Genomic DNA, 25930 nt, shown 5'->3' with positions numbered 1-25930 from the left:
AAATTAGCTCAAAGGCTTGGCCTGATTATAGTGACTGGCACCTTTGGCGATGATCTTCAGCTGCTTGATGGTGCGTTCGGCCAGCTCTTTGCGCTCAGGCTCAAGCATATCCAGCGCAGATGCGCCGGCATGGAACACCACAATCACCATGGCTTCAGCTTGCAGGCGGGCATCTTCTGCCGAACACGGGTTTTTCACTTCCAGATAATCGCCTAGCTCGGCAATAAAGTGGCTGATCTCGCGCTCAACCGCAGCACGAAAGGCCGGTGAGGTGCCGGAACGTTCACGAAGTAGCAGGCGAAAGATGTTGGGGTTGTCGCTGACAAACTCCATAAAGGTGCTGACCGATGTGGCGATGACGCTACCGCCGGAGTTTTGGATTCGCTGGCGCGCTTTGCGCATCAACTGGCGCAGGGTGAGGCCGCCCTCATCCACCAAGGTCAGGCCGAGCTGCTCCATGTCGTCGAAATGGCGATAGAACGAGGTCGGTGCGATACCCGCCTCGCGCGCCACTTCACGCAGGCTCAAATTGGCCAAGCTATGCTCAGGACTTAGCTGGCGAAATGCCGCCTCGATAATCGCCCGGCGGGTCTTTTCTTTTTGCTGTGCTCTTACGCCACTCATGCAACTCCTCCAAAATCCGCCTCATGATACATGAGGACCCTTACTAAGCGAAAACTTTGAAAAGCCTTTCTTGGGAGCTGCTTCAATCTTTATCAAAGTTGAAAACGCTGTCATCCGACTTCAAAAAAAGTCTGTGTTGTAATCAAGCCATAACACCAAAAGGAAATGGGAAAGTAGCATGAAACACTCTTCATTGGTTCTAGCAATGAGCTTGACCTTAGTGGCGTGTGGCGGCGGAGGCGGTGGCTCAAGCGACAACGGCGGCGGTAGTGGCGGTGGCGGCGATCACCAATACACCCCTTATGCCTGTACTGATGCTGTCTACGACAAAGCAATGGAACTGCGTATCTATCAGGTGATGACCGAGGCCTTTATTAATGGCGACAGCAACATCGGCCATGGCACAGGTTATGGCACCAGCCACCATATGGGCGATCTGCAGGGAATCATCGACTCACTAGATTACATCCAAGACTTGGGCATGAACGCGATTTGGCTAACCCCAGTGTTCGAGTCTGTGCCGATTTCAGGGCAGGACCACTGGGCAGATCGCTTAGATGCCACCGGCTACTTCGCCACCAACTTCTTCAATATCGACCCGAACTTTGGCGATATGGATACCGCCCGCAGCTTAGTTGAGCAGGCGCACGCCCGCGGTATGTATGTGTTCTTCGATGGCGTATTCGGCCACTTTAAGACCAACGCTCAAGACTATCCCTCACCTTCCGGCCTAACGCTAAGCACCAATGGGGTTGCTCAAGGCGCAACAGGGCGCGAAGCGGTCTATCCCGGCGATATCGACTTCTTTAAAGAGGTTGCCAGCTATTGGGTCGAGGAGCTAAAGATCGACGGCTGGCGTTTGGACCAAGCCTATCAGGTGCCGGTTGGCGCATGGGGTGAGATCCGCAAAGCGGTAGAAGATGCAGCCGCAACGGTAACCTACTCCATGAATGGTGAAACCGTGAATCCGCTTGGCTACATGGTGGCCGAGATCTGGGACGGTGGTGGTACCCAAATTCGAGAAGAAGGCTATGGCCCAGAGGAGGCGCCGGGGCTCTGCTCAGCCTTCGACTTCCCGATGCGTTATCGCATGGTACAAACCTATGCCGTGGAAGAAAGTGGTAGCGGTGGTGGTAACGCCAACACCCTGGTTGCCGGTTACAACACCCAGCTGGCTAACCCTTCTCACGCAGTACCGAATGGCTTTATCGGCAACCACGATTTGGTTCGCTTCGGCGACTTACTTGAACGTGGCGATATTACCCAACCAAACGAGCAGGAGTACTGGGATCGCCATAAAGCTGCCTATGCCTTCTTGAGCGCATATTCTGGCCCCATCACCATGTACTACGGCGATGAGATCGGTGATGAACTGGAAGGCTTTGCCGACAGAGATAGTAGCAGCTCTTGCGCCATCAATGGCTTGTGTGATGACCACGTTGCCCGCACCAGCGGTAAGATCGAAGGCCTGCCGAGTGGCGAGTCTGGCGCCGTGTTCACAGCGAATGCCCAGCAAAGCGATCTGCGCGACTACATCAGCGAGTTGATGAGTGTGCGCGCCGCGAACCCGGCGCTGTACAAAGGTGAGCAAACCATTATCGGTCACGATGACTCAGCAGAGGTATTCTTTGCCCACAAGCAATCCGGCAACAACGTGGTGCTATTTATTAGCAACACCTCAACTAGCACTGTCTCAATTGCAGTAACCGGTGAAGAGATCGGTAGTGAAGGCCAGCTGAAAGACCTGCTGACCGAGCAAACCATGGATATCGCCTCCGGAGGCTACACCATTGAAGTCGCAGCCTTAGAGAGCCTGTTCCTGGAAGTGCTGAGTCCAAGTGCCGATGGTCCGCAACAAGGCGGTGACGACGGCCTGACCGGCAGCGGCCCACTCGCTCGCTGTGATACCCCAACAGTATCTGGTAGTGGGCCGGTTGGCACCGCAGTATACATGCGTGGTAACTACAGCGGCGGTGACTGGGGCACACCCGCTAGCCACCAGCTTCAGTACAAAGGCGGTAATCTCTATCAGGTGGTGATTGACGAGCCTGCAGCTACCGCCTTTGGCTTTAAGTTTGCCGATGCCGACTGGGATTTCGAGCTCTCTACACCTAGTGCAGTTGTGAATATCGCAGCAACACAAGATCTGGCCAAGATCTCCGGTAACGGTACTGAAATGAATATCGTGATCCCTCAGGCTGGGCGTTATGTCTACAGCATGGAGGTTGATAGCGGTCTAGAGTCTGGCTCAATGATGGTCAGCCTCTGTGAGTAAGTAAAAAGGGGCCTTACGGCCCCTCGGTTTCAATTTCTAACTGTCGTTCGTTCCTTAGCACAACACTGAGTCACTCTCGTCTCACTATATTGGTGCCTTGCCCTAACACTTTGCGTGTTAGGGCTTTTTTTATCAGTAGCGCTAGGAGAAACGCTTACACAGGCTCACTAAGTCAGCCTGCAATGCCCCAGCCGTTACATCGCGACCCGAACCTGGTCCTTGGATAACCATTGGGTAAGGCTTATACCAATCAGACTCGATGGCAAACACATGGTCACAGGGTTTAAGGTTGGCGAAGGGCTCATCCGGCTCCAGCGTTTCCAAGCCAACAGTCGCGCTGCCATCACGCTCGATGCGCGCCACATAACGCAGCACTAGCCCATCCCCGCGCGCATCTTCCAGCGCTTGCTCCATCAGCTCATCCAACTGGTGTAACTCGTCGAGGAACTCATCAACGCTAAGCTCCAATAGCGACTCGGGGATCAGCGATTGCAGTTTGATCTGGCGAATATCTAGCGCCATTCCCGCCTCGCGCGCCAACATCAGCAGCTTACGGCGAACGTCTTGTCCTGATAAGTCCTCACGCGGATCCGGTTCGGTCAGGCCACGTTGCCAAGCTTGCTCTAGCAGTACCGAGAACGGCACCGAGCCATCGAACTGCTGGAACAGCAAACTCAAAGTGCCGGAAAAGATCCCGGAGATCGCCTTAACTTGATCCCCCGACTGATTGAGCATATGGATCGCCGATTGCACCGGCAGTGCTCCACCCACGGTGGCATTGGCCAGCCAGTAGGCGTTGTGATCAACAAAGCGTTGCTTGAGCGCGCGATACTCCTCGTAAGGGGCGCTACTGGCCAGCTTGTTGGCGGCAATCACATGGAAGCCACGCGAGGCAAACTCTCCATAATAGTTGCTCACCGTTTCGCTGGCGGTAATATCCACCACCACCAGCTCATCGAAGGGATGAAGCTTGAGGGTATCGAGTAGCTCCTGCCAGACAAAGGGCTGAGGCGAGAACTCATCGAGAATGCTGTCCAAGTCCAGCCCGTTAAAATCGAGCTGCAGGCCGTCGCTATCGAGCAGCGCCGCCAAGCTCAACTGGATATTGTGCTTGTCCTCCAGCGACTTGCGCTGACGGGCCAGTAACTCTAGCCAGTGCGAGCCGATATTACCGCGACCAAACACCACCAATCCAAGCTTCACCGGCGGCTTAAACATCACCCCATGCAGCTCTTTAATCAGCGGCTCCAGAGCCACCTTACGCAGCACCGCACACAGGCTTAGCTTGTCTTTGCTGGAGTGAATAAATTCTAGCGGCTGCTTAGCCAAGTGCTGGAAGAAGTGGTAACACTGCTCGGTGTTTTCGGCCACCCCTGCGCCTACCAAAGCAATCAGCGAGTAATCTTCGCGGCGGGCGATATCGGTAATCGCGAAACGCGCTTGCCACTCATTTAACCTTGCCAGCACTTCGTCGACAAGCTCTGGGGTATAGGCAAGGCGCAACGCGCCCGAGGCTTGATGGTGATGCAAGGTAATCGGCGACAGATGGCAGGCTTCCAGCTCGCTGATCACGGCCGTGGCATTGTCTGCGTGATCAGGAGCAAACTGCAGCTCACACAGCACCAGTTGCTCCACCGAGGTAACGATCTTGGCACCACTGGATTTTAGCCGCTGGCGATGGATCTGGGTCTGGCCTTCGTCCGGACTATAGCTACAGCGCAGACTCACCCGTTGGCGGGAGCGGCGCACCGGCTCGAGGGTACGGGCATGCAGCACCGAGTTGCCAATGCGAGAGAGCTCAGCGGCTTCGTTGAGCGCGAGCTTTTCAAGTAGCCGGGCGTCTTTGACTAGGCGCGGGTCGGCGCTGTAGATCCCTGCCACATCACTCCAAATGGTGGTGGATACGGCGTCGCAAAGCGCGGCTAATTCGGTCGCAGAGTAATCACTGCCATTGCGCCCTAGGGTAACGGTGCGCCCTTGACTGTCGCTGGCAATAAAACCGGTCACCACGATGCGACAACCGGGATGTTGCTCCAACAAGGCGCCCAATAATGGCGCACTTTGCTCGGCATCGACCTGCGGTTGAGCGCCACGCTCGGCCTTAAAAAACTGCCGCGAGTCCAGCCAATGGCTCTCGCAGCCACGCTGATTTAACAGCGCATTTAGCAGTCGGGCAGACCAGCGCTCACCAAACGATAGCAGCTCGTTGCGCACGAAAGGATCGAGGCCGCCCTCAAGTAGCCCACTCATCTCGCGGTGATCGGCTTCCAGCATATCGATAAGCTCGGCGGCCGGAACCGACTCGAGCAGTTGCTCAACCAAGCCGCGCTGAAAGGCAATCAAGCTGCTCAGCCCTTCGGCGGCAGCCATATCGGCATCGCTGGCGAGCTGTAAGATGGTAAGGATACGGTTGGTGGTTTTGCCGGCAGCAGAGACAACAATCAGATCCTGCTGATCGCTGTGAGAGATAACGATCTCCGCTACTCGCTGGAAGCAGGCGGCATCGGCCAGGCTGCTCCCTCCAAATTTATGTACGTGTCGATTGCTCATTAAGGCCCTCGTGAGCGGTCTATCTGCTAGCTTCAAACGCCCGCTGTAAATCGGCCAGCAGGTCCTGGCCATCCTCTAGCCCCACCGATACCCGCAACAAGCGTTGCGATATTCCCGCTTGCGCCAATGCTTCTTCAGACATGGCGGCATGGGTCATGGTTGCGGGGTGGGCGATCAAACTTTCTACGCCGCCCAGCGACTCGGCCAGTGAAAACAACTGTAACTCTTGCAGAAAGCATTCCAGTTGTCTCTGATCCATGTCGACTTCGAAGCTAAACATCGCACCAAAGCCACGCTGCTGACGCTTAGCCAACTGATACTGAGGGTGATCCTCCAGCCCCGGGTAATACACCTTGCTGACCAGCTCTTCTCGCTGCAAATACTCCACCAAGACTTGGGCATTACGTTGGTGGTAATCCATGCGCGCAGCCAGTGTGCGCAGACCGCGCAAGCAAAGGTAGGAGTCGAACGCCGAGCCAGTTAAGCCCAGACAGTTTGCCCACCAGCTCAACTCCTCATGAAGTTCCGCCTCTTTAGTGACCACCACACCAGAGACCACATCGGAGTGGCCATTGAGATACTTGGTAGCAGAGTGCACCACGATATCGGCACCGAGGGTAAGCGGCTGCTGCAGGGCTGGCGACAAGAAGGTGTTATCGACCACGGTAAGCGCATCGATAGCCTTAGCCTGCTGGCAGATCGCTTCGATATCCACCAGACGCAGCAGCGGGTTGCTGGGGGTTTCCAGCCAAATCAGTTTTGGCTTACGTGCCAGCGCTTCTGCCAAGGCCTCACTATCGGTTTGGTCGACAAACAGCACCTCAAAGGCCTGCTTCTTGGCCAACGAGTCGAACAGGCGGTAGCTGCCGCCATAACAATCGTGTGGAGCCACCAGCAGATCGCCGGGAGAGAGCAACGAAGTCACCAGATTCACCGCCGACATGCCGGTGTTAGTGATAATCGCACCAGCGCCATGTTCCAAGCCAGCCATGGCATCGGCCAGCACCTGACGGGTAGGATTGCCGGAGCGGCTGTAGTCAAAGTCGCGCTTTTGATTAAACCCGGCAAAGCTGTAATTGGTGGATAGATAGATCGGCGGTACTACCGCGCCGTGTTGGGTATCGCTTTCGATACCAGTGCGTACCGCGGTGGTGGCACTTTGCAGAGGTTGTTTGGACATGACCGCTAACTCCATGGTTCTTTTCCTTGAGGCAGACACTTTACCAGCACAAACAAAGACGTCAAGGCATCTGGACGTCTAGAAATCTAAGCCCTTGGATTGCCAAATTTACAGCTGCTGGTTACAATATCCGCGTGTTTAACTGTCAACTGAAGAAAATACCATGAAGTGGAACGGTGAGTGGATCAGCCCATATGCAGAACATGGCAAAAAAAATGAGCAGGTCAAAAAGATTACTGTATCTATCCCATTAAAGGTACTGAAGATCCTTACCGACGAACGTACCCGCCGCCAGGTAAACAACCTGCGTCACGCCACCAACAGCGAACTGCTGTGTGAAGCGTTTCTGCATGCTTATACTGGCCAGCCACTTCCTGCCGATGAAGACCTGACCAAAGATAAGAATCAGGTAATTCCTAGCAGCGCCATTGAGTTGATGAAAGAGCTAAATATCGAACCCTCTGAAGAAGAGTAGTTATCTTCTTAAGGCCCTAACGCAAAAAAGCCCAGTTCCGAGACTGGGCTTTTTAGTATCTAAGCGGCGCTCATGCCATATAGCCTTCGGGCAGCTCCACTCGCGCGACGCCCGATGCAACCGCAGCTTCAGCCACCGCTTTTGCCACATAGGGCAGCAGTCGTGGGTCCATCGGTTTAGGGATGATGTACTCACGGCCAAACTCAAGGCTGCTATCGCCCGATGCCGCTAGTACCTCTTTTGGCACCGGCAACTTCGCCACTTCACGAATCGCGTTTACCGCCGCCACCTTCATCTCATCATTGATGGTATGGGCGCGCGCATCCAAAGCGCCACGGAAGATAAACGGGAAACACAGCACGTTGTTTACCTGATTCGGATAATCGCTGCGGCCGGTGGCCATAATCAGATCGTCACGCACTTCGTGGGCCAGCTCGGGCTTAATCTCAGGGTCGGGGTTTGAACAGGCGAAGATCACCGGGTTCTCAGCCATCAGGGCCACTGCCTCTGACGGCAGCAAGTCCGGCCCCGATACCCCGACAAACACGTCGGCGCCAGAAATAACGTCTTCCAAGGTGCGCTTGTCGGTGTTGTTGGCAAACAGCATCTTGTACTCATTGAGATCGTCACGACGGGTGTGGATCACGCCTTTGCGATCGAGCATGTAGATCTTCTCGCGCATCGCGCCACACTTGATCAGCAGTTCCATACAGGCAATTGCCGCAGCACCCGCGCCCATACAGACAATGATCGCATCTTCGATACGCTTACCCTGCACCTCTAACGCGTTCAGCATACCGGCCGCGGTCACAATCGCGGTGCCGTGTTGGTCATCGTGGAACACCGGGATTTGGCAGCGCTCGACCAGCGCTTTTTCAATCTCAAAACATTCCGGGGCTTTGATGTCTTCCAAGTTGATACCGCCGAAGGTGTCAGCAATGTTCGCCACGGTGTCGATAAACTCTTGCGGGCTACGGTGAGTCACTTCGATATCAATCGAGTCCAGTCCTGCAAAACGCTTGAACAATAAGGCCTTGCCTTCCATCACCGGCTTCGAGGCAAGCGGCCCCAAGTTACCCAGACCGAGGATCGCGGTACCGTTAGAAATCACCGCCACCAAGTTACCTTTGGCGGTGTAGCGATAAGCGTTTTCTGGGTTGTCGGCAATCTCGCGTACTGGCTCTGCGACCCCGGGGCTGTAGGCCAGTGATAGGTCATCGGCGTTTTCTGCCGGTTTGGTCAGTTCTACACTGATCTTCCCCGGGCGAGGGTTAGCATGGTAATCGAGGGCTCGTTCTCTTAGATCCGACATAGCGCTTCCTGAGCGAAGTTAAGTTAGGTGATTATTGTTCTCTAAGGCATGTTAGTAAAAATGCGTTATAAAAACATCGTCTATCAGCAGATTAGCGACATATCGATGGGGCATAACACATTCACAGACTTGCTATAGATAGAAAAAAAGCGCCTTGCGGCGCTTTTTTTTGCGTGTTGGTGCAGTAAGAAGTCTTACTTCTTGCCACCCAGCATGCCGAATTTTTTGTTGAAACGATCAACACGACCGCCGGTATCAACAACACGTTGCTTACCAGTGTAGAACGGGTGGCACTTGTCACATACGTCCAAGAACATCTCACCAGTACGGGTTGATTTGGTTTCGATTACGTTACCGCAAGAACACTTAGCAGTAAGAGTCTCGTAGGTAGGATGGATATCAGTTTTCATGGGATTACCTCAATCATGGGCCGTGTCGCCATTTGATCACCGTTACCAGCACCAAACACCACACGAATTAAACTCTATCAGAGCCTTAACAAATTTTAGGTCGCGAATTCTATAGTAAGCCGCTCACCCAAGCAAGGATCCCTGAACAATTATTGGGGATTTTTTCACCAAGCTTGCGATTAGACATATCGAGTTTAGACATTCCCCCCTTCCGGTTTAGAATATGCCGATATTTCCCAACAAGTTATGCCCTGTGAAGATCGTTCGGGTGGCACTGGCCATTCCCCTGCTTAAGTATTTCGACTACCTGCTACCCGGCGGCGTTAGCGCCCTTGAAGTTGGTAGCCGAGTGAAGGTGCCCTTTGGCAATAGCCAGCGCATTGCGGTGGTCGTTGAGCTGGATGTGCACAGCGAAGTGCCCCAAGACAAGCTGCGTCCTCTGACCGAGATCCTTGAGCCCGAAGCGCTGCTACCCAACAGTATCTGGAAGCTACTTCGCTGGGCTAGCGATTACTACCACTACGGCTTTGGCGAGGTGTTCAGCCAAGCGATCCCGGCACCGTTGCGCCGTGGTGAGCCTGCTCGCCCCAGCCCGATCAGTTATTGGCAGGCCACCGAGCAAGGCCGAGCCTGTGACCTCAACGACTTAAAGCGCGCGGTAAAGCAACAGATAGCTCTAAACGCACTGCGCCACGCCAACCCCGGACTCACCAATGCCGAACTGCGCCTGCAGGATATTGCCAATGCCGCACTGCAAGGCCTCGCTAAAAAAGACCTGGCTGAGCAGGTAGAGCACACTCCCCAAACGGGTCAATGGCACTATCAGCAAAGCGAAGATGAGCTGCGCCTTAACACCGAGCAGGCGCTGGCGGTGGCCGCGATCAACAACGCCGACGGCTTTCAGGGGTTCTTACTCGAAGGCATTACCGGTTCAGGTAAAACCGAGGTGTATCTGCAGGCCATTGCCAACGTATTACAACAAGGTAAGCAGGTGCTGGTGCTAGTCCCCGAGATTGGCCTAACCCCACAAACTCTGCAGCGCTTTGCCAAGCGCTTTGCGGTGCCTATCGTCGCGCTGCATTCCGGGCTGAACGATAATGAACGGCTATCGGCTTGGCTGCAAGCGCGCAGTGGTGAGGCAGCCATTGTCATTGGCACCCGCTCGGCGGTGTTTACTCCTCTCAAACACCCCGGCCTTATCGTGATCGACGAAGAGCACGACAGCTCATTCAAACAGCAAGACAGCTTCCGCTATCACGCCCGCGATCTGGCTTTGGTGCGCGGAAAGCTGGAGCAAACCCCGGTGATCCTCGGCTCCGCAACCCCCTGTTTGGAGACTCTGCAAAATGCCCTGGCTGGGCGATTCTCGCACCTTGAGCTAAAGCAGCGGGCCGGGCGCGCCTCACTGGCCAAGCAAACCTTGGTAGATATTCGCCAGCAGCCCTTGCAAGGAGGCATGTCGCCCTTATTGCTCAAGCGGATAAAGCAGGAGCTAAAAGCCAGTAATCAGGTGATGCTATTCTTAAACCGGCGCGGCTACGCGCCAGCGCTGCTGTGCCACGAGTGCGGTACGGTGTGTGAATGCGCGCGCTGCGATGCCTACTACACCCTGCATCAGAATCCCAGTTATCTGGCCTGTCACCACTGCGGCTCCCAGCGACCAGTGCCGCATCAGTGCGAAAGCTGTGGCTCGACCAACCTGGTGACCACTGGCCTCGGTACCGAGCAGGTGCAAGACACCCTAGAGCAACTCTTCCCCGACTACCCAGTCGCGCGCATTGACCGCGATAGCACCCGCCGCAAGGGTAGCCTAGAGGCGCTGCTGGATAAGATTAATCAACAGAAGTACTCCATCTTGCTGGGCACCCAGATGCTGGCCAAAGGCCACCACTTTCCCAAGGTCACGTTGGTGGCCTTGCTCGATATCGACCACGCACTGTTTAGCAGCGATTTTCGCGCCGCAGAGAAACTAGCCCAGCTCTACGTGCAGGTGGCTGGGCGAGCGGGCCGCGCCGAATTGGCTGGCGAGGTGATGCTGCAATCTCACCACCCCGAACATGAACTGCTGCAGGATCTGGTCAACAACGGCTACCAGCACTTTGCCCGCTTTGCCTTGAACGAGCGCCAGCAAACCCAGCTGCCGCCGTTTAACTACCAAGCGCTGCTGCGCTTCGAAGCGCCACAGGCCAATGCGGTTAACGCCTTCGCCGAGCAGTGCTATCAGCAAGCTCTGCAGCTCAATCAGTTTGGTTGTTGGGTGTTCCCCGCCACCGAGGCTCCTCAGCCGCGACGGGCGGGTAAGTATCGCATGCAGTTGCTGCTACAAGCCGAGCAACGCCGGGCGCTTCATCAGTTACTGGCGCGCTTGCGACCGCAAATCGACCAGCTCCCCAGCGCTAACCGGGTGCGCTGGTCGCTTGATGTCGACCCTCAGGACATGCTCTAAACAGGGCTTCTCAGAGCCACTCATGGCAGGAATGGCGAGCGACTAGCCCTTTCAGCACCAGCAGGATCTCCGGCAAACCCAGAAATTCACCAAATTAGGCAATATCCGGGCTTAAAGGAGATAGTCTTCACAAAATAATGTCGGTAAAATGTCCGATTCCAATATTCACAGTCAGAATCGGTGTACGTCTCAATGAAAGAGCTTATCCAACAGCTGCTCGAACAAGCAGTCACAACCTTAAAAAGCCAGCAAATCCTGCCAGAGGATCTCGCGCCGCGAATTCAGGTTGACCGAACCAAGGATAAAGCTCACGGCGATCTGGCCACCAACTTGGCGCTGATGACCGCTAAACCCGCCGGTAAGAACCCGCGTGAACTGGCGCAGCTGATCTGCGATAACCTGCCTGAATCGACCTTGGTTGAGAAGACTGAGATTGCCGGTCCGGGTTTCATCAACTTCTATCTGAACAACGCCTGGCTAAGCGAGCAGCTCGATGCCATGAGCCGCGATGCTAAGTCCAACGTTAAGCTGGCCGACGCGCCGCAAACCATCGTGGTGGATTACTCAGCACCTAATGTTGCTAAAGAGATGCACGTAGGTCACTTGCGTTCGACCATCATCGGCGATGCGGTTGTGCGCACGCTAGAGTTCTTGGGCCACAAGGTGGTTCGCGCCAACCATATCGGCGACTGGGGTACCCAGTTCGGCATGCTTATCGCCAACTTGGAAGAAGTGGAAAAGCAAGGCACCGACGCGGGCAGCATCGAACTGAGCGATCTGGAAGCCTTCTACCGTGAAGCCAAACAGCGCTATGACAGCGACGAAGAGTTCGCGGTACGCGCCCGTAACTACGTGGTGAAACTGCAAGGTGGCGACGAGTACTGCAACACCATGTGGCGCAAGCTGGTCGACATCACCCTGAGCCACAACCAAGCGGTGTACAACCGTTTGAATGTAAGCTTGCAGATGAGCGATGCCATGGGCGAGAGCCAATACAACGCCATGCTGCCAGAGATCGTTGCCGACTTAGAAAAACAAGGTCTGGCAGTGGAAGACAACGGCGCGAAAGTGGTGTTCCTGGACGAGTACAAGAACAAAGACGGCGACCCGATGGGCGTTATCGTGCAGAAAAAAGACGGCGGCTTCCTGTACACCACCACCGATATCGCCTGTGCCAAGTACCGCTATCAGCAGCTAGGCGCCGATCGCGTGCTGTACTTTATCGACTCACGTCAGCACCAACACCTGATGCAAGCTTGGAGCATTGTGCGTAAAGCCGGTTATGTGCCTGAAGAGGTGCCACTGGAGCACCACGCCTTCGGAATGATGCTGGGTAAAGATGGCCGCCCATTTAAAACCCGCAGCGGCGGCACCGTAAAACTGGTAGACCTGCTCAACGAAGCCGAAGAACGCGCTCAGCAGATTGTGGCCGAGAAGTCGCGCGACCTGAACGAGCAGGAGCAGCAACAAGCCGCCAAAGCCATCGCCATGGGCGCAGTGAAGTACGCCGACTTGTCGAAGAACCGCACCACCGACTACATATTCGACTGGGACAACATGCTGGCGTTCAACGGCAACACAGCCCCTTACCTGCAGTATGCCTACACCCGTATCCAATCTATTCTGCGTCGCGCTGATATCGATGTTAGCAGCTTGACTCAAACCATCGAACTAGAGCACGATGCAGAGATTGCCTTGGGGCAAAAACTGATTCAGTTCAGCGATACCGTTCACGGTGTTGCCAACAAAGGTATGCCACACATGATGTGTAACTACCTGTATGAGTTAGCGGGCGCCTTTATGAGCTTCTATGAAGCGTGCCCAATCCTTAAGAATGCCAGCGAACAACAGCAGCAGAGCCGTTTGCGCTTAGCAGCCCTAACCGCGCAGGTCATCACCCAAGGCTTGTCACTACTTGGAATTGAGACCCTAGAACGGATGTAAGCATGGCCAAGGATTACGTTAGCCGTAGTAAACCCGCCAAACGTAGCGCCAAAAAAACCAAAGCCGCCCCCAAAGCCAAGCGTTTCCCGCTTGGCCTGGCTTTGGTTGTGGTAGCCGCAGTCAGTGGTTTCGCCTTTTTGCTCTACAACATTCAAGGAAGTGCGCCTGAACCGGCGCCGCTTCCGAGCATGTCCGCAGAGCGGCCAGTCAAACCCGCCGATAACCCAGCGCTTCCCGAACCGCCTGAAGAGCGTCGCTATGTCAAAGAGCTGGAAGAGAAGAGCGTAGAAGTGGAAGTGGCCGAACAAAGCAGCGAGCCCAGTCGCCCCTATCAAATGCAATGTGCTTCGTTCCGCAGTCGAGACAGAGCTGAAGAAAGTAAGGCTTTGATCGCTTTCGCCGGCTTAGAGAGCGATATTAAACACACAGGTGGCAGCAACGGTTCTTGGTATAGGGTAGTTCTGGGTCCTTATCCCAGCAAACGCGATGCCGAACGCGACCGCCATGTTCTCCAGCGCGCCAACATTAACGGCTGCCAGATATGGCATTGGAACTGGGATTAGCAGCTAGCATCCATCCCCCAGCTGTCAGGATTTGATTACACCTTAAAAGTGATAAAAACACGGTTTTCAGTAGTAATCTCGCTATAAATTGGTTGCTAGACTAGATTTTCCAGTTAAGGCTATAAAAATGCTGGTTTTTTGAAGCGGTTCTCATCTATATTCGGATGAAGCGTATAGGCTATGGCTGCAACAGTATGCGGTGGCCTGACATAGAACCACCTATCAGCTCTAAGGACATCTCAACATGGACAACGTGGAACTCTCTCAAGTTGACCGTCGATTAGATCGACGCATCGAGCTTGAACAAGAGCCGTTAGAGCTCAGCTGGACCGACGCAGCAGGCGAGCTTCAAGCCGTTGAAGCAGTATGTATTGATATGTCACGCCGCGGCATGCTGATCCAACTTTCCGATCAGGTTGCTATGGGTACCAAGGTCAGTATTCGCTTTTTGAGTAAGCAGGCGGATAGCGATCCCGTTGAAGCTAAGGTTTCGCGCTGTCACCGCAAAAACTTTACCACCTACCACGTATTCTTACTGACCAAGTAAGTCCATAGTTGTCATTGAGTTGCGACCAGCAACTCGTCATGGGGCCGAGATTTTTTACTTCGCTCCTTGAAATACTCCCCCCCTCGCCCCATTTCTTAGTGATACTCGTACCAGAGCACAGAATGAGGTAAAACGTGACGACTATTGTATCCGTCCGCCGTAACGGCAAAGTGATCATCGCAGGCGATGGTCAGGTATCTCTTGGCAATACCGTAATGAAAGGCAACGCAAAGAAAGTGCGCCGCCTCTACAACGGCCGCGTGCTGGCAGGCTTTGCCGGCGGCACCGCCGACGCCTTCACCCTGTTTGAACGCTTCGAAGCCAAACTAGAGATGCACCAAGGTCACCTGACCCGCGCCGCTGTTGAGCTGGCCAAAGACTGGCGCACTGACCGAATGCTGCGCCGCTTAGAAGCCCTGTTGGCGGTCGCCGATGAAGAAGCATCATTGATCATTACCGGTAACGGCGATGTGATTCAGCCGGAGAACGACCTGATCGCTATCGGCTCGGGTGGCCCGTTTGCCCAAGCCGCCGCCACCGCCTTACTTGAAAACACCGAACTAGGTGCCCGCGACATTGCTGAGAAAGCTCTGAACATCGCCGGCGACATCTGTGTGTTCACCAATTCAAATCAAACCGTTGAAGAACTCGACGCAACGGCTTGAGACAGGAGTTAACATGTCTGAGATGACCCCTCGCGAAATCGTATCTGAGCTGGACAATCACATCATTGGTCAGTCAGAAGCCAAGCGCGCCGTTGCCATTGCCCTGCGCAACCGCTGGCGCCGTATGCAACTTCCCAGCGAACTGCGCCAGGAAGTAACCCCGAAGAACATCCTGATGATTGGCCCAACCGGTGTCGGTAAAACCGAGATCGCCCGCCGTCTGGCCAAACTGGCCAACGCACCGTTTATCAAGGTAGAAGCAACCAAGTTCACCGAAGTGGGCTACGTGGGTAAAGAAGTGGAAACCATTATCCGCGACTTGGCCGATGTTGCCTTCAAGCAAACCCGTGAACAAGAAATGGAGAAGTTCCGTTTCCGCGCCGAGGATCAAGCCGAAGAGCGCGTCCTCGATGCCCTATTGCCACCGGCCCGCAATAACTTTGGTGAAGAAGAGCGCCAAGAAGAAAGCAGCACCCGCCAGACCTTCCGCAAAAAGCTGCGCGAAGGCAAACTGGACGACAAAGAGATCGAAGTGGACATAGCCCAGCCACAGGTTGGCGTTGAGATCATGGCGCCTCCGGGTATGGAAGAGATGACCAATCAGCTGCAGGGCATGTTCCAGAACCTGTCTGGTAACAACCAGACCAAGAAGCGCAAGCTGAAGATCAAAGAAGCCTTCAAGCTGATGGTGGAAGAAGAAGCCGCCAAGATGCTTAACCCGGAAGAGATCAAAGAGAAAGCGCTGGAATCGGTGGAAAACCACGGCATCGTATTCCTCGATGAAATCGATAAAATCTGTAAGCGAGGCGAGGCCTCAGGCCCGGATGTAAGCCGCGAAGGTGTACAGCGCGACCTACTGCCTTTGGTAGAAGGTTCTACCGTTAGCACCAAGCACGGCATGGTGAAGACCGACCACATCCTGTTTATCGCCTCTGGCGCGTTTCAGGTGGCTAAGCCGTCTGATCTGATCCCTGAGCTGCAAGGCCGCCTGCCGATCCGAGTGAATCTGAGCGCACTTAGCGCGGGGGATTTCGAGCGAATTTTGACCGAGCCGAATGCCTCGCTGACCGAGCAATACCGCGCGCTGATGAAAACCGAGGGGCTGAACATCGACTTCACCGACGATGGTATTCGCCGCATCGCCGACGCCGCTTGGCAGGTCAATGAGCGCACCGAAAACATCGGCGCCCGCCGCCTGCACACGGTGATGGAAAAGCTGATGGAAGAGCTAAGCTTTATCGCCTCAGACAAAGATGGCGACAACGTGATCATCGACGCCAGCTATGTGAACCAGAATCTCGATGAGCTGGTTGCTGACGAAGATCTCACTCGCTTTATTCTGTAAGCCCCTCCGGCAGCTGGCTGTACTGTCAGCTGCCGAGTTTCCTCTCCTTTGCGTTTTCTCAATTGAAAACGGCTACTTAGCGATTATACTGGTAGCGTAATTTGCTTACCTTCTAGGATCGCTATCATGGAATATAACACCTCAGAGCTGTGCGATTTGTACGCAGACACCGTCGACGTGGTCGAGCCGATGTTTGCCAGCTTTGGCGGCCGCAGCTCTTTTGGCGGCGAAGTCACGACCATCAAGTGCTTCGAAAATTCCGGTCTTATCAATCAGATGGTTCAAGAACCTGGCACCGGACGTGTGCTGCTGATCGATGGTGGCGGTTCGTTGCGCCGAGCATTGATCGATCTGAGCATTGCTGAAACCGCAGCAGAAAACGAATGGGAAGGCATCATCGTTTATGGCTGTGTGCGTGATGTGGATGCGCTGGAAGAACTCGAGCTAGGCGTGCAAGCGCTGGCCTCAATTCCAGTGGGTGCTGATGTAGAAAACGATACCGGAGAAGAGAATGTGCCGGTGAACTTTGGTGGGGTGACTTTCTTGCCAGAGGACCATGTCTATGCCGATACCACTGGGGTGATTCTTTCGCCCGAGCCGTTAGATATCGAATAACGCCCGGGCTTATCGCTCACTTAAGCGAACTATTCTGGATGAACGTCTTCCATGCGGCCTAGCAAGGCACGAAGGCGTTCTTGCCATGCTTGTTGCTCTTGCAACAGACGGCCATTTTCATCGCTGAGTTGACTGTTCTGCTCCTTGAGCTCGTCAATTTCCATACGCAGCAATTCAATGTTTTCTACCGCAGCCTGGACTTTTGCTTCCAGCTTTTCCAATACATCAAAAGACATCAAGGTCTCCTAAAACAATCCACGTTGAAGTTACAGGCAGCATACTCTTGTCATGCTATGCCAACAAGGGTAGAACTTAAAAAGCCAATGCAACTGATGAGAAATACAGCAATATGAGTCACGCCCCGCTTCCCGGCCGCTACCGCCACTATAAAGGCAATGAATATCAGGTTATCGACACCGTGATCCACTCTGAAACCGAAGAGCTAATGGTGCTCTACCGGCCACTTTATGGCGAAGGTAAGTTGTGGGTTCGACCACTCACGATGTTTGTTGAAGATGTCACCCTTGAAAGTGGTGAGCGGGTGCCGCGCTTTGCCCTGCTCCACGAAGAGTAGGGTAAGAGAAGAGTAGGATAAGAGAAGAGTAGGATAAGAGAAGAAAAGAAAGTAGAAGAGTAAACTGGCTGCCGCAGCCCTTGCTGCGGCAAATCTCTTAGGTTAGATATTTTGCCCCATATCGATAGCAGGCATATCGCAGCTCGGGGTACCAACCACCTTCGCCGGCACGCCCGCCACCGTGGTATGCGGTGGCACCGGCTCGAGTACCACGCTACCGGCGCCCACTTTGGCGCCACAGCCCACTTCGATATTGCCCAAGATTTTAGCGCCAGCGCCAATCAGCACACCACGACGAATCTTCGGATGACGGTCGCCCATCTCTTTACCGGTACCACCCAAGGTGACCGATTGCAAGATAGACACTTCATCCTCAATAACCGCCGTCTCGCCAATCACGATGCCGGTGGCATGGTCGAGCAAGATACCTTTACCGATATTGGCCGCTGGGTGGATATCCACGGCGAACACGGTAGAAATCTGGTTCTGGATGTAGCGAGCCAGCGCTAAGCGGCCTTGACGCCATAGCCAGTTAGACACGCGGTAACCTTGCAGCGCATGGAACCCCTTAAGGTACAGCAAGGGAATCGCATAGTATTGCACCGCCGGGTCGCGATCCTTAACCGCCACAATGTCCGCCGCTACCGCTGCTAGCATCTCTGGCTCTTCGACAAAGGCTTCTTCGATAAACTCACGCAGCAGAATCGCTGGCACGGTGGTGCTATCAAGCTTACTGGCAAGCTGGAAGCTCAAGGCACAAGGCAGGGTTTCGTGGTTCAGAATGGTCGAGTAAAAGAAGCTAGCGAGCATCGGCTCGTCTTCGGCCATACGCCGCGCTTCATCGCGGATCTGTAACCACACCGTCTCGGTCAGAGACTGGGTTAACCCATACTGTTTCTTACTTTGCCTTGCCACTCTACTTCCTCAATCAAACTGTTGTTTTTGTTCACTGCTCACTACAGACCGTGGATCTTGGTGAACAATTACGTCCACATCCTGCCACTGCTGCTGAATCGCCTCTTCCACTAAGTCCGCTATCTGGTGCGACTGGTACAAGCTTAACTCATCGGCTAACTCAATGTGTAGCTGGATAAAGCGCGTTGCACCGGACTGACGCGTGCGCAGGTCATGCACTCCCAACACCCCATCGACTGCCATACTCACGCTGCGAACCGTCGCTTGTTCATCCTCGGGTAACTCGCGATCAAGCAGGTTCTGCACCGCCTCGCGGCCAATCTTCAGCGCTTCCACCATGATATACAGTGCGATGATGATGGCAAACACGCCATCAGCCCAGAACCAACCATAGTGGGTGAGCAGCAGGGCTAGCAGCACCGCAGCATTCATCAAGATATCCATCACATAGTGCAGAGAGTCCGCTTTGATCACGCTGTTATTCGTTCGCCGGACAACATAACGCTGGAACCCAACCAGTGCCACGGTCAACGCGGTCGATACCAGCATCACCCACAACCCTAATGAGTCACCTTCAAGGGGCGCCTGGCGGTGAATACTGTTCGCCCCGGTGTAAATCAGCATCAAGCCAGAGCCACTGATAAACGCCGCTTGAGCAAGGCCCGCCAGATGCTCGGCCTTGCCATGACCGAAACGATGTTCGCTATCCGGCGGCTGCAGGGCATAGCGCACTGCCAATAGGTTGACCACCGACATGCCAATATCCATCAGCGAGTCGATCATCGACGCCAGGATACTGACCGAGCCGGTATAAAACACCGCGATACTTTTGATGATTAGTAGCAGGGTAGCGACCAGGGTTGCAGTCCAGGTTGCAATCGTCACCAGACGCTTATATTGAGAGCTGCCCACGGCACGTCCTTGATACTCGAGCGTGCTGGGCAGTATAGCATGTCACCATTGAGGAGATATGCAGGTAGGAATAGGGGCTATTCGCCCCTTTGCTGAAAGGAGTTAGCTCTGGCAGTTACCACCACGGCCTTTCTTGCCACCACGTTGTGGCCCTTCTGCTTGTAGCTGCTGGAACTTCTGCTGCTGCTCGTCGTCGAGCACCTGATAGATCTGGTGTTGAATCTCCAGCATCCGCAGCTCGCGCTCGGCTTGACGTGCTTGGCGCTGCTTAATCAAGCTTTGTGCCGCTTCACTATCAAACTGCTCTGCGTCCATCAACGCCAGGCGCTGGGCGCGCTGTGCATCGCGCATTTCGCTGCGCTGCTGTTTCGCTTGTTCACGATCAGCCGGGCGATTGGCCTGCATAATGTCGCGGATTTGCTGTTTCTGCTCAGCGCTCAAGTCCAGCTGTTTAAATACCTTCATCGCCGGGCCATGGCCACGCTCTTGACCACCCGCAGCAAACGCCGATGGAACAACCAAACTCAAAGCCAGAACTGCAGTAGTAATCGATTTTTTCATTGCCTAAACCTCGTTGAAAAGTGACGCTACCAATCCTAACTCCCCCACTGCAAACTAGTGCCAAGGCTATGTAAAGCTGTGTAAAAGGAGACTTTACACTAACCTCAGGAATGCCACTCGCGGTACTATAAGCCGCGAAAACACCATAAGGGGTAGCCTGTGAACCTGCTGATTATCGACGACGACAAAGAGCTGACCGAGTTGGTTAGCGAGCTGCTGGAGCTGGAAGGCTTTAGCTGTGAAGTATGCAATGACGGCAACAGCGGTTTTCAGCGCTTGCAGGAACAGCGATTCGACTTGGTACTGCTGGATGTGATGATGCCCGGCATGAATGGCTTTGAGCTGCTAAAGAAACTGCGCAAAGACAGTGACCAGCCGGTTCTAATGCTCACCGCCAAAGGCGAAGAGATCGATCGGGTTGTTGGCTTAGAGCTTGGCGCCGATGACTACCTGCCAAAGCCTTTTAGCGAACGAGAGCTGCTTGCACGGATCCGCGCAATCTTACGCCGCACCCAGCAAAGCAACTCGAACGCCCCTAGCGATGAGCTATGCCATCAAGACATTCGCTTACTGCCGAGCAAACAGCAAGCCTACTGCAATGAGCAAGAGCTGGACCTCACCGGCACCGAGCTATTGCTTCTTCAGCAGCTACTCACTCACCCGGGCGAGATCCAAGACAAAGCCGGCCTGCACATGGCGGTATTGGGCAAACGTCTGCAGGCCTTCGATCGCAGCATCGATATGCACCTAAGTAACCTTCGCAAAAAGATCCCCGAGCGGGCCGATGGCAACCCTCGCATCAAAACCGTGCGTGGCAAGGGCTATATTTGGTTGGATTGGTAGTATGAATCGCTTGGTAAACAACCTGTTCGTTAAGATCTTCCTCACCTTCTGGGGAATCTTGGTGATTACCGCGGTAATCACCATCGGCCTGATTAAACTCACCAACACCGAGAATATGGAAGCGCCAGATTGGGCAGTGCGCACCCTGCACAACGCCGCTAAGCGGATCGAAGCCGACCCTCTATCTATTACCCCAAGACCGAACCGTGAGTTCCAGCGCCGCTTCGGCAGACCGTTCTTGATTAACGAGCAAGGGGTCAGTATTAATACCCCAAAAGTCCCCCGGCATATGCGTCGCTTTATCGCCACTAACGACCAAATTGGCGTGCCCAAACTGTCGATCATTGAGCATCGGGGCGGCGAGCCTCGCGGTGAAAACGGCGAGCCGCGCAACAATCAATTGATCCTGTTCGGGCCGATTTCGGTGGAGATCAGTGGCCAAGATTACCTGTTTTATCTGGAGCGTCCGGTCAGCCCCACCAGTGCGGCGTCGCTGCGCCGTTTAGCGGTGGCACCTGAGCTGATATGGGGAGTGGCGATATTACTGAGCATCGGTCTGTGTATGCTACTCACTCGTCACTTGGTCAGGCCGCTCAAGCAGCTGCAATCAGCCGCCAACCAAGTGTCACTGGGCCACTTAGATACCCCACTGCCAGAGTTTAGCCGCGGTGATGAGATCGGCCGGCTGTCCGGTAGCCTCAACCGCATGGTAGTCACCCTTCACCAAGCCATCGAGAACCAGCGCCGCTTGCTAAGCGATATCAGCCATGAGCTTCGCTCACCCTTGACCCGCTTGAACATGGCGCTGGCACTACACAAAAAACGCCAAGGCGAAGCCACCAGCGAAGTGCAGCGCATCGAGCGTGAAGCCCAGCGGCTAGAGCAGATGATTGCCGCCCTGTTGTCACTGTCGAGAATGCAGATCAATGCCCAGCAGCAGCATCTCAAGCTTGAAGAGCTGCTAAGCCCACTTACCAGCGACTGTCAGTTTGAAGCAGAGCAACTGGGCAAACAGTTCTTTGCTCATTATCCACAAGGCATAGCGCTGATCGCCTACCCAGAGTTGCTAAGCAGCGCTATCGAGAACATCTGCCGCAACGCGCTTAAATATGCCGAGTCAACGGTTCGCCTCACTCTCGAGCACAACGAGTTCGAGCTGAGCTTAACCGTGAGTGACGATGGGCCGGGACTGCCAAGCCATGAGCTTGAAAATATCTTCCGCCCCTTCTATCGCAGCAACGAGGCACGCGATCGCGACAGCGGCGGGGTCGGTCTGGGGCTGGCGATTGCCGAATCCGCCATTCGCCAGCATGGCGGACAGATCGCCGCAAGCAATGGCGAGGATAAAGGGCTGGAAGTCACCATCCGCTTGCCTCTAAAATAGCCGCCTGTTTTAGTTAACCGGCGGCCAGCATGATCAACATCGTCCTTTATCAACCTGAAATTCCCCAGAACACTGGCGCGATTATTCGCCTGGCGGCCAACAGTGGCTGCAAGCTTCATCTTATCGAGCCATTGGGTTTTAACTGGGATGATAAGAAAGTCCGCCGCGCTGGCCTCGATTATCACGAGTTTGCCGAGGTAAAACGCCACAGCGATTACCAGGCCTTCCTCGACAGCGAGCAACCGGCGCGCCTACTCGCCTGCACCACCAAAGCCAGCGGCTTTCATAGCGAGTTTGCCTTCCAGCAAGGTGACTACCTGATGTTCGGCCCGGAAACCCGCGGCCTGCCAGCGGAGGTAATCGAGAGCCTGCCACCCGCTCAGCGCCTGCGTATCCCAATGTTGCCAGAAAGCCGCAGTATGAACCTGTCCAACGCGGTATCGGTGTTCGTGTATGAAGCGTGGCGCCAACTGGGCTATCCCGGCGCGGTCTGATTAAACCAACGCCGATGGACTATGGCTTGGCGGTAGAGCAGCCCCAAGCCAATACCACGGCTGAGCATAAAGCCTGACATTGCCAGCCACAGCGCATGGTTTCCCCAATCTTGGGCAAGCCACCACAGCGGAAAGAATACGCCCAAGCTGGCGATAAGCATCGAGTTGCGCATTGCCCGCCCTTCAGCAACGGCAATAAACACCCCATCCAACACGAAACACCAAACCGCCAGTAGCGGTAATAACTGTAACCAACTTAAGTATTGCTGCGCGGTAGAACGTACTTCCGGCAAATCGGTGAGTAATGCAATTAGCTGATCACCTGCTACCACAAAACCGAGGCTGAACGCCGCTGCGCAATAGGCTGCTAGCAGCATGCAGGAGTGCACCAACTGGCGGAAGCTCACCTCATCACCCTCGCCCTTTGCTTTACCGGCCAAGGCTTCAACGGCATAGGCCAGCCCATCGAGCGCGAACGAAACAAACAGCAAGAAGTTGAGCAGCACCGCGTTGGCAGCCACCACATGGTCGCCAAGATGAGAGCCTTTGAAAGTCATAAATGCAAAGCAGGCTTGCAGCGCCATCGAGCGTACAAAGATGTCGCGATTGAGCGCCAGCAGCTGACGCAAGCCAAGCCAGTTAAATACTGCTCGGCACTCTTTAAAGCTGGGGAGTTGCTGCCACTGCGCGAGCCACAGCTTTCGGCTCAATATCAGCGCCATCGCCAAGCCACAGTAATCCGCCATCACCGAGGCCCAAGCTGCACCTTCTACCTTCATATCCAATCCCACAACCAACAAGAGATCGAAGGCAATATTCAGGCTATTGGTCACAATCAGCTGCCACATTGGGGCCTTGGCGCTCTGCATCCCCAGCATCCAGCCCAGCAGCGCCAAGTTTGCCAGCGCTGCTGGTCCACTAAGGATACGAATACTAATGTAACCCCGCGCTTGCTGCTGCACCTCCAGCGAACCGCCGGCCAAGCTAAGGGCAAAATCGATAAGTGGTGCTCGCAACACCAGCAGCAGCAAGGAAATTAAAGAGACACAGAACAAGGCGTTGACCAAGATCTGCAACATCCGCTCGCGAGAGCCGCTGCCATAGGCCTGCGCACATAGCCCGGTTGTTGCCATGCGTAGGAAGCCACACAGCCAGTAAACCAAGGTCACCACCATTGAGCCCAGCGCAACGCCAGCGAGGTAGTAGCTATGTTCCAAATGGCCAATCACCGCGGTATCAACTAGCCCTAGCAGCGGGACGGTGATGTTAGACAGCATCATTGGCAGTGCAATACTCAAGATCACGCCAAGCTGTTGAATTTTCATAGGCTCTAAACAACGAGAAAGGGGCTACAGTGTAGAACTGCCGCCCCTTTAGAACAATCGAATAGAGCTCTGTTTATATCAGATCAGGGCCAACAGCCAGTGATCGGCAAGCAAAGCGACAAACATTGCTAGCAAGTAAACAATGGAGTAGCCAAACAGCGGCATCGCGTTGCGATGCTCGGGGTCGCGATACAAGCGCCAAGCCAGCTGGCTAAAGCGCAAATTCAACAGCAAGCTAGCGGTTAGATAGATAAGGCCACTCATGCCAATCAGAAAGGGTAGCCAACACACCGCAAACAACAGGGCGCAGTAAAGCAGGATCAGCACCTTGGTAAACTGCACGCCGTGGGTCACTGGCAGCATGGGAATATCCACCTTGGCATAATCTTCTCGCCGAGCGATTGCCAGCGCCCAAAAGTGCGGCGGCGTCCAGGTAAAGATGATCATCACCAGTAGCAGCGGCTCGGCCGAGATACTGTTGTTAATGGCGGTCCAGCCGAGCAACGGTGGCAAAGCACCGGCCATGCCGCCGATCACGATGTTCTGTGGGGTCGCTCGCTTGAGCCACAAGGTATACACCACCGCATAGCCCACCAACGATGCAAAGGTTAGACATGCGGTAAGCGGATTGACGAGGGCATACAGCAGGACGAATCCAAGTAGCGATAAGGCGCAAGCCCAACTTAGCGCTAACGCCATCGGCACTGAGCCTTGCGGCAAAGGCCGCCCCTTGGTGCGAGCCATCCGCGCATCGGCTTCATGGTCGATACAGTGGTTAAACGCCGCGGCACCAGCAGCCATCAATGCGATACCGATATTACCTAGCAGCAAGGGCATCACCGGAGGCAGCCCTGAGGTTGCCAGGCAAGCACCGACCACCGAGGTCAACACAATCAGCGCCACTACTTTCGGCTTGGTTAAGGCCAGCAGAGCACGCCAATCGATAGCTAAAGCTAGCTGCTCAGGCTGAATGTGAATACGTGCCATGCACCACCTCCTTCGAAGTTGAAACGATTTGTCGCGAGTGGCTCAGCAGCAGCTCCCAGCCACTGAGTAGTAACAACGCGGCACCTAAATTGTGGGCGACCGCTACGCCCAGCGGGATCTGCCAAAGCACGTTAGCCACACCCAAGCCCACTTGGCAAAACAGTAAAGTCAGCACCGTAGCCGCCGCGCGGTTGGTTGGATTACGTGTTTGCAGCAAGCTTAAGCACAGCAACAACCAATAGGCGGCGGTCACTGCGGCCCAAATACGATGGGTAACGTGGATAGACACCCGTTGCTGATGGCTTAATACGCCAAACTCATAATCGCCCCGCTCGCTTTGCGGCAGGGGATGAAAGGCATCCAAACGATATTGCTCGGTCCAGGGCTCATGACAGACGGGTAGGCCCTGGCAAGATAGCGCCGCGTAGTTGGCCGAGGTCCAACCGCCAAGGGCGATCTGCCCCACCAAGATGAGCATACCGAGATAGACCAGCCAGGCCCTTCTACCAGGCAGGCTCAGCTCACCATCACTGGTGCGATACCATAGATATAAGATACTCAACATGGAGAAGCCCCCGAGCAGATGCCCCATCACCACCAAGGGCATAAGGCCGAGGGTTACCGTCCACATCCCCAATGCAGCTTGAAACACGATCACCGCAGTCGCTAACAGTGCTAAACCAACCCGCTGTTTGCGGCGCCATGCCATCACAGTTAGCACAAACACCAACAAACCGAGGCTGCCGGCAAAATAGCGATGCACCATTTCATTCCACGCCTTGTGCGCTTCAAAGGGGCGCTCTGGATAAGCTTGTTCTGCCTTGGCGATTTGCGACGAGTCGGAGGGCACCGCCAGTTGGCCATAACAGCCCGGCCAATCGGGACAGCCCAGCCCGGCATCGGTTAAGCGAGTAAAGGCGCCTAAGCCAATCACCACTACAGCCAGCAATAACGAACCTAACAATGCTTGCTTCATAGCCTCCC

25 protein-coding genes are annotated in these 25930 nt (G+C 54.7%); 13 read left to right on the top strand and 12 right to left on the bottom strand.

Going from position 1 to position 25930, the window contains the following annotated elements; translation table 11 throughout:
- Positions 1-3: 3 nt before the first annotated feature.
- Positions 4-624: an HTH-type transcriptional repressor FabR gene (gene fabR / locus G461_RS0103120; RefSeq protein ID WP_026957637.1), complete on the bottom strand. Its 621-nt coding sequence runs from the start codon at positions 622-624 to the stop codon at positions 4-6.
- Between the two features lie 178 nt (positions 625-802).
- Here fabR and G461_RS0103115 point away from each other — a divergent pair, with 178 nt between their 5' ends.
- Positions 803-2899, top strand: a complete 2097-nt coding sequence (locus G461_RS0103115; protein WP_026970739.1) for an alpha-amylase family glycosyl hydrolase — start codon at positions 803-805, stop codon at positions 2897-2899.
- Between the two features lie 141 nt (positions 2900-3040).
- On the opposite strand, the gene metL is transcribed toward G461_RS0103115, so the two are convergent.
- On the bottom strand, positions 3041-5449 hold the full coding sequence (gene metL, locus G461_RS0103110) for a bifunctional aspartate kinase/homoserine dehydrogenase II (protein WP_084428963.1): 2409 nt from the start codon (positions 5447-5449) through the stop codon (positions 3041-3043).
- Between the two features lie 19 nt (positions 5450-5468).
- Positions 5469-6629, bottom strand: coding sequence for a cystathionine gamma-synthase (metB, locus tag G461_RS0103105; RefSeq protein ID WP_026970737.1), 1161 nt, complete (start codon positions 6627-6629; stop codon positions 5469-5471).
- Positions 6630-6792: 163 nt separating this feature from the next.
- Between metB and metJ the strand changes: the two genes are divergently transcribed.
- The gene (gene metJ, locus G461_RS0103100; RefSeq protein ID WP_035476515.1) at positions 6793-7104 is read left to right on the top strand and encodes a met regulon transcriptional regulator MetJ; all 312 of its coding nucleotides are present in this window, start codon (positions 6793-6795) and stop codon (positions 7102-7104) included.
- A 70-nt stretch (positions 7105-7174) separates the two neighbouring features.
- Here metJ and G461_RS0103095 read toward each other — a convergent pair whose 3' ends face one another.
- Positions 7175-8416 (bottom strand): malic enzyme-like NAD(P)-binding protein, encoded by a 1242-nt coding sequence (locus G461_RS0103095; RefSeq protein WP_026970736.1) that lies wholly within the window; start codon positions 8414-8416, stop codon positions 7175-7177.
- A 194-nt stretch (positions 8417-8610) separates the two neighbouring features.
- The gene (gene rpmE, locus G461_RS0103090) at positions 8611-8826 is read right to left on the bottom strand and encodes a 50S ribosomal protein L31 (protein ID WP_026957631.1); all 216 of its coding nucleotides are present in this window, start codon (positions 8824-8826) and stop codon (positions 8611-8613) included.
- A 223-nt stretch (positions 8827-9049) separates the two neighbouring features.
- On the opposite strand from rpmE, the gene priA reads away from it, so the two are divergent.
- From priA to rraA, 7 genes are all read left to right on the top strand, one after another.
- On the top strand, positions 9050-11272 hold the full coding sequence (priA, locus tag G461_RS0103085) for a primosomal protein N' (RefSeq protein WP_084428961.1): 2223 nt from the start codon (positions 9050-9052) through the stop codon (positions 11270-11272).
- Between the two features lie 192 nt (positions 11273-11464).
- Positions 11465-13216 (top strand): arginine--tRNA ligase, encoded by a 1752-nt coding sequence (gene argS / locus G461_RS0103080; RefSeq protein WP_026970734.1) that lies wholly within the window; start codon positions 11465-11467, stop codon positions 13214-13216.
- 2 nt (positions 13217-13218) lie between these two features.
- Positions 13219-13779, top strand: coding sequence for an SPOR domain-containing protein (locus G461_RS0103075; RefSeq protein ID WP_026970733.1), 561 nt, complete (start codon positions 13219-13221; stop codon positions 13777-13779).
- Positions 13780-14023: 244 nt separating this feature from the next.
- Complete coding sequence (locus tag G461_RS0103070; RefSeq protein ID WP_026970732.1) at positions 14024-14326, top strand: PilZ domain-containing protein; 303 nt, start codon at positions 14024-14026, stop codon at positions 14324-14326.
- A gap of 134 nt (positions 14327-14460) precedes the next feature.
- Positions 14461-14991 (top strand): ATP-dependent protease subunit HslV, encoded by a 531-nt coding sequence (hslV, locus tag G461_RS0103065; RefSeq protein ID WP_026970731.1) that lies wholly within the window; start codon positions 14461-14463, stop codon positions 14989-14991.
- A 13-nt stretch (positions 14992-15004) separates the two neighbouring features.
- Entirely contained in the window at positions 15005-16336 is a 1332-nt protein-coding gene (hslU, locus tag G461_RS0103060) for an ATP-dependent protease ATPase subunit HslU (protein WP_026970730.1), read from the top strand.
- 126 nt (positions 16337-16462) lie between these two features.
- A complete protein-coding gene (gene rraA, locus G461_RS0103055) occupies positions 16463-16951 on the top strand; it encodes a ribonuclease E activity regulator RraA (protein ID WP_026957624.1) in 489 nt (162 codons plus the stop codon).
- Positions 16952-16980: 29 nt separating this feature from the next.
- On the opposite strand, the gene G461_RS0103050 is transcribed toward rraA, so the two are convergent.
- Positions 16981-17187, bottom strand: coding sequence for a cell division protein ZapB (locus tag G461_RS0103050; RefSeq protein ID WP_026957623.1), 207 nt, complete (start codon positions 17185-17187; stop codon positions 16981-16983).
- A 113-nt stretch (positions 17188-17300) separates the two neighbouring features.
- Between G461_RS0103050 and G461_RS0103045 the strand changes: the two genes are divergently transcribed.
- On the top strand, positions 17301-17525 hold the full coding sequence (locus G461_RS0103045; protein ID WP_026970729.1) for a DUF1653 domain-containing protein: 225 nt from the start codon (positions 17301-17303) through the stop codon (positions 17523-17525).
- Positions 17526-17627: 102 nt separating this feature from the next.
- On the opposite strand, the gene cysE is transcribed toward G461_RS0103045, so the two are convergent.
- The 3 genes from cysE to G461_RS23110 form a co-directional block, all read right to left on the bottom strand.
- A complete protein-coding gene (cysE, locus tag G461_RS0103040) occupies positions 17628-18398 on the bottom strand; it encodes a serine O-acetyltransferase (protein ID WP_035476580.1) in 771 nt (256 codons plus the stop codon).
- A 51-nt stretch (positions 18399-18449) separates the two neighbouring features.
- Complete coding sequence (locus G461_RS0103035) at positions 18450-19352, bottom strand: cation diffusion facilitator family transporter (protein ID WP_026970728.1); 903 nt, start codon at positions 19350-19352, stop codon at positions 18450-18452.
- Positions 19353-19454: 102 nt separating this feature from the next.
- On the bottom strand, positions 19455-19913 hold the full coding sequence (locus tag G461_RS23110; RefSeq protein WP_051333313.1) for a Spy/CpxP family protein refolding chaperone: 459 nt from the start codon (positions 19911-19913) through the stop codon (positions 19455-19457).
- A 159-nt stretch (positions 19914-20072) separates the two neighbouring features.
- Here G461_RS23110 and G461_RS0103025 point away from each other — a divergent pair, with 159 nt between their 5' ends.
- The 3 genes from G461_RS0103025 to trmL are packed head-to-tail and all read left to right on the top strand — an operon-like array spanning position 20073 to position 22634.
- Positions 20073-20756, top strand: a complete 684-nt coding sequence (locus G461_RS0103025) for a response regulator (protein ID WP_026957618.1) — start codon at positions 20073-20075, stop codon at positions 20754-20756.
- 1 nt (position 20757) lies between these two features.
- Positions 20758-22140 (top strand): ATP-binding protein, encoded by a 1383-nt coding sequence (locus G461_RS23105; protein ID WP_051333312.1) that lies wholly within the window; start codon positions 20758-20760, stop codon positions 22138-22140.
- 29 nt (positions 22141-22169) lie between these two features.
- Positions 22170-22634, top strand: a complete 465-nt coding sequence (trmL, locus tag G461_RS0103015; RefSeq protein WP_026970727.1) for a tRNA (uridine(34)/cytosine(34)/5-carboxymethylaminomethyluridine(34)-2'-O)-methyltransferase TrmL — start codon at positions 22170-22172, stop codon at positions 22632-22634.
- On the opposite strand, the gene dinF is transcribed toward trmL, so the two are convergent.
- The 3 genes from dinF to G461_RS0103000 all read right to left on the bottom strand — a co-directional run bounded on the left by dinF (position 22616) and on the right by G461_RS0103000 (position 25922).
- Positions 22616-23959, bottom strand: a complete 1344-nt coding sequence (dinF, locus tag G461_RS0103010; RefSeq protein ID WP_026970726.1) for an MATE family efflux transporter DinF — start codon at positions 23957-23959, stop codon at positions 22616-22618. The genes trmL and dinF overlap by 19 nt on opposite strands.
- A 78-nt stretch (positions 23960-24037) precedes the next feature.
- Entirely contained in the window at positions 24038-24946 is a 909-nt protein-coding gene (cyoE, locus tag G461_RS0103005; RefSeq protein ID WP_026970725.1) for a heme o synthase, read from the bottom strand.
- Positions 24921-25922 carry a COX15/CtaA family protein gene (locus G461_RS0103000; protein WP_026970724.1) on the bottom strand — a complete coding sequence of 334 codons (1002 nt, stop codon included), beginning with the start codon at positions 25920-25922 and terminating at the stop codon, positions 24921-24923. The genes cyoE and G461_RS0103000 overlap by 26 nt, the downstream gene beginning before the upstream one ends.
- Positions 25923-25930 lie beyond the last annotated feature (8 nt).

Source organism: Aliagarivorans marinus DSM 23064, from assembly GCF_000429485.1.
Lineage (GTDB): Bacteria > Pseudomonadota > Gammaproteobacteria > Enterobacterales > Celerinatantimonadaceae > Aliagarivorans > Aliagarivorans marinus.
The sequence above is the reverse complement of the archived record's forward strand: the minus strand, read 5'-3'. Positions and strand labels throughout refer to the sequence as shown.

Coding starts and splice junctions, on each gene's coding strand:
- G461_RS0103045 (WP_026970729.1), top strand. CDS start 17,301: ATGAGTCACGCCCCGCTTCCCGGCCGCTACCGCCACTATAAAGGCAAT.
- G461_RS0103050 (WP_026957623.1), bottom strand. CDS start 17,187: ATGTCTTTTGATGTATTGGAAAAGCTGGAAGCAAAAGTCCAGGCTGCG.
- priA (WP_084428961.1), top strand. CDS start 9,050: ATGCCGATATTTCCCAACAAGTTATGCCCTGTGAAGATCGTTCGGGTG.
- fabR (WP_026957637.1), bottom strand. CDS start 624: ATGAGTGGCGTAAGAGCACAGCAAAAAGAAAAGACCCGCCGGGCGATT.
- G461_RS23105 (WP_051333312.1), top strand. CDS start 20,758: ATGAATCGCTTGGTAAACAACCTGTTCGTTAAGATCTTCCTCACCTTC.
- argS (WP_026970734.1), top strand. CDS start 11,465: ATGAAAGAGCTTATCCAACAGCTGCTCGAACAAGCAGTCACAACCTTA.
- metL (WP_084428963.1), bottom strand. CDS start 5,449: ATGAGCAATCGACACGTACATAAATTTGGAGGGAGCAGCCTGGCCGAT.
- G461_RS23110 (WP_051333313.1), bottom strand. CDS start 19,913: ATGAAAAAATCGATTACTACTGCAGTTCTGGCTTTGAGTTTGGTTGTT.
- G461_RS0103000 (WP_026970724.1), bottom strand. CDS start 25,922: ATGAAGCAAGCATTGTTAGGTTCGTTATTGCTGGCTGTAGTGGTGATT.
- rpmE (WP_026957631.1), bottom strand. CDS start 8,826: ATGAAAACTGATATCCATCCTACCTACGAGACTCTTACTGCTAAGTGT.
- dinF (WP_026970726.1), bottom strand. CDS start 23,959: ATGAAAATTCAACAGCTTGGCGTGATCTTGAGTATTGCACTGCCAATG.
- G461_RS0103070 (WP_026970732.1), top strand. CDS start 14,024: ATGGACAACGTGGAACTCTCTCAAGTTGACCGTCGATTAGATCGACGC.
- G461_RS0103075 (WP_026970733.1), top strand. CDS start 13,219: ATGGCCAAGGATTACGTTAGCCGTAGTAAACCCGCCAAACGTAGCGCC.
- metB (WP_026970737.1), bottom strand. CDS start 6,629: ATGTCCAAACAACCTCTGCAAAGTGCCACCACCGCGGTACGCACTGGT.
- rraA (WP_026957624.1), top strand. CDS start 16,463: ATGGAATATAACACCTCAGAGCTGTGCGATTTGTACGCAGACACCGTC.
- hslU (WP_026970730.1), top strand. CDS start 15,005: ATGTCTGAGATGACCCCTCGCGAAATCGTATCTGAGCTGGACAATCAC.
- metJ (WP_035476515.1), top strand. CDS start 6,793: ATGAAGTGGAACGGTGAGTGGATCAGCCCATATGCAGAACATGGCAAA.
- trmL (WP_026970727.1), top strand. CDS start 22,170: ATGATCAACATCGTCCTTTATCAACCTGAAATTCCCCAGAACACTGGC.
- G461_RS0103115 (WP_026970739.1), top strand. CDS start 803: ATGAAACACTCTTCATTGGTTCTAGCAATGAGCTTGACCTTAGTGGCG.
- cyoE (WP_026970725.1), bottom strand. CDS start 24,946: ATGGCACGTATTCACATTCAGCCTGAGCAGCTAGCTTTAGCTATCGAT.
- G461_RS0103095 (WP_026970736.1), bottom strand. CDS start 8,416: ATGTCGGATCTAAGAGAACGAGCCCTCGATTACCATGCTAACCCTCGC.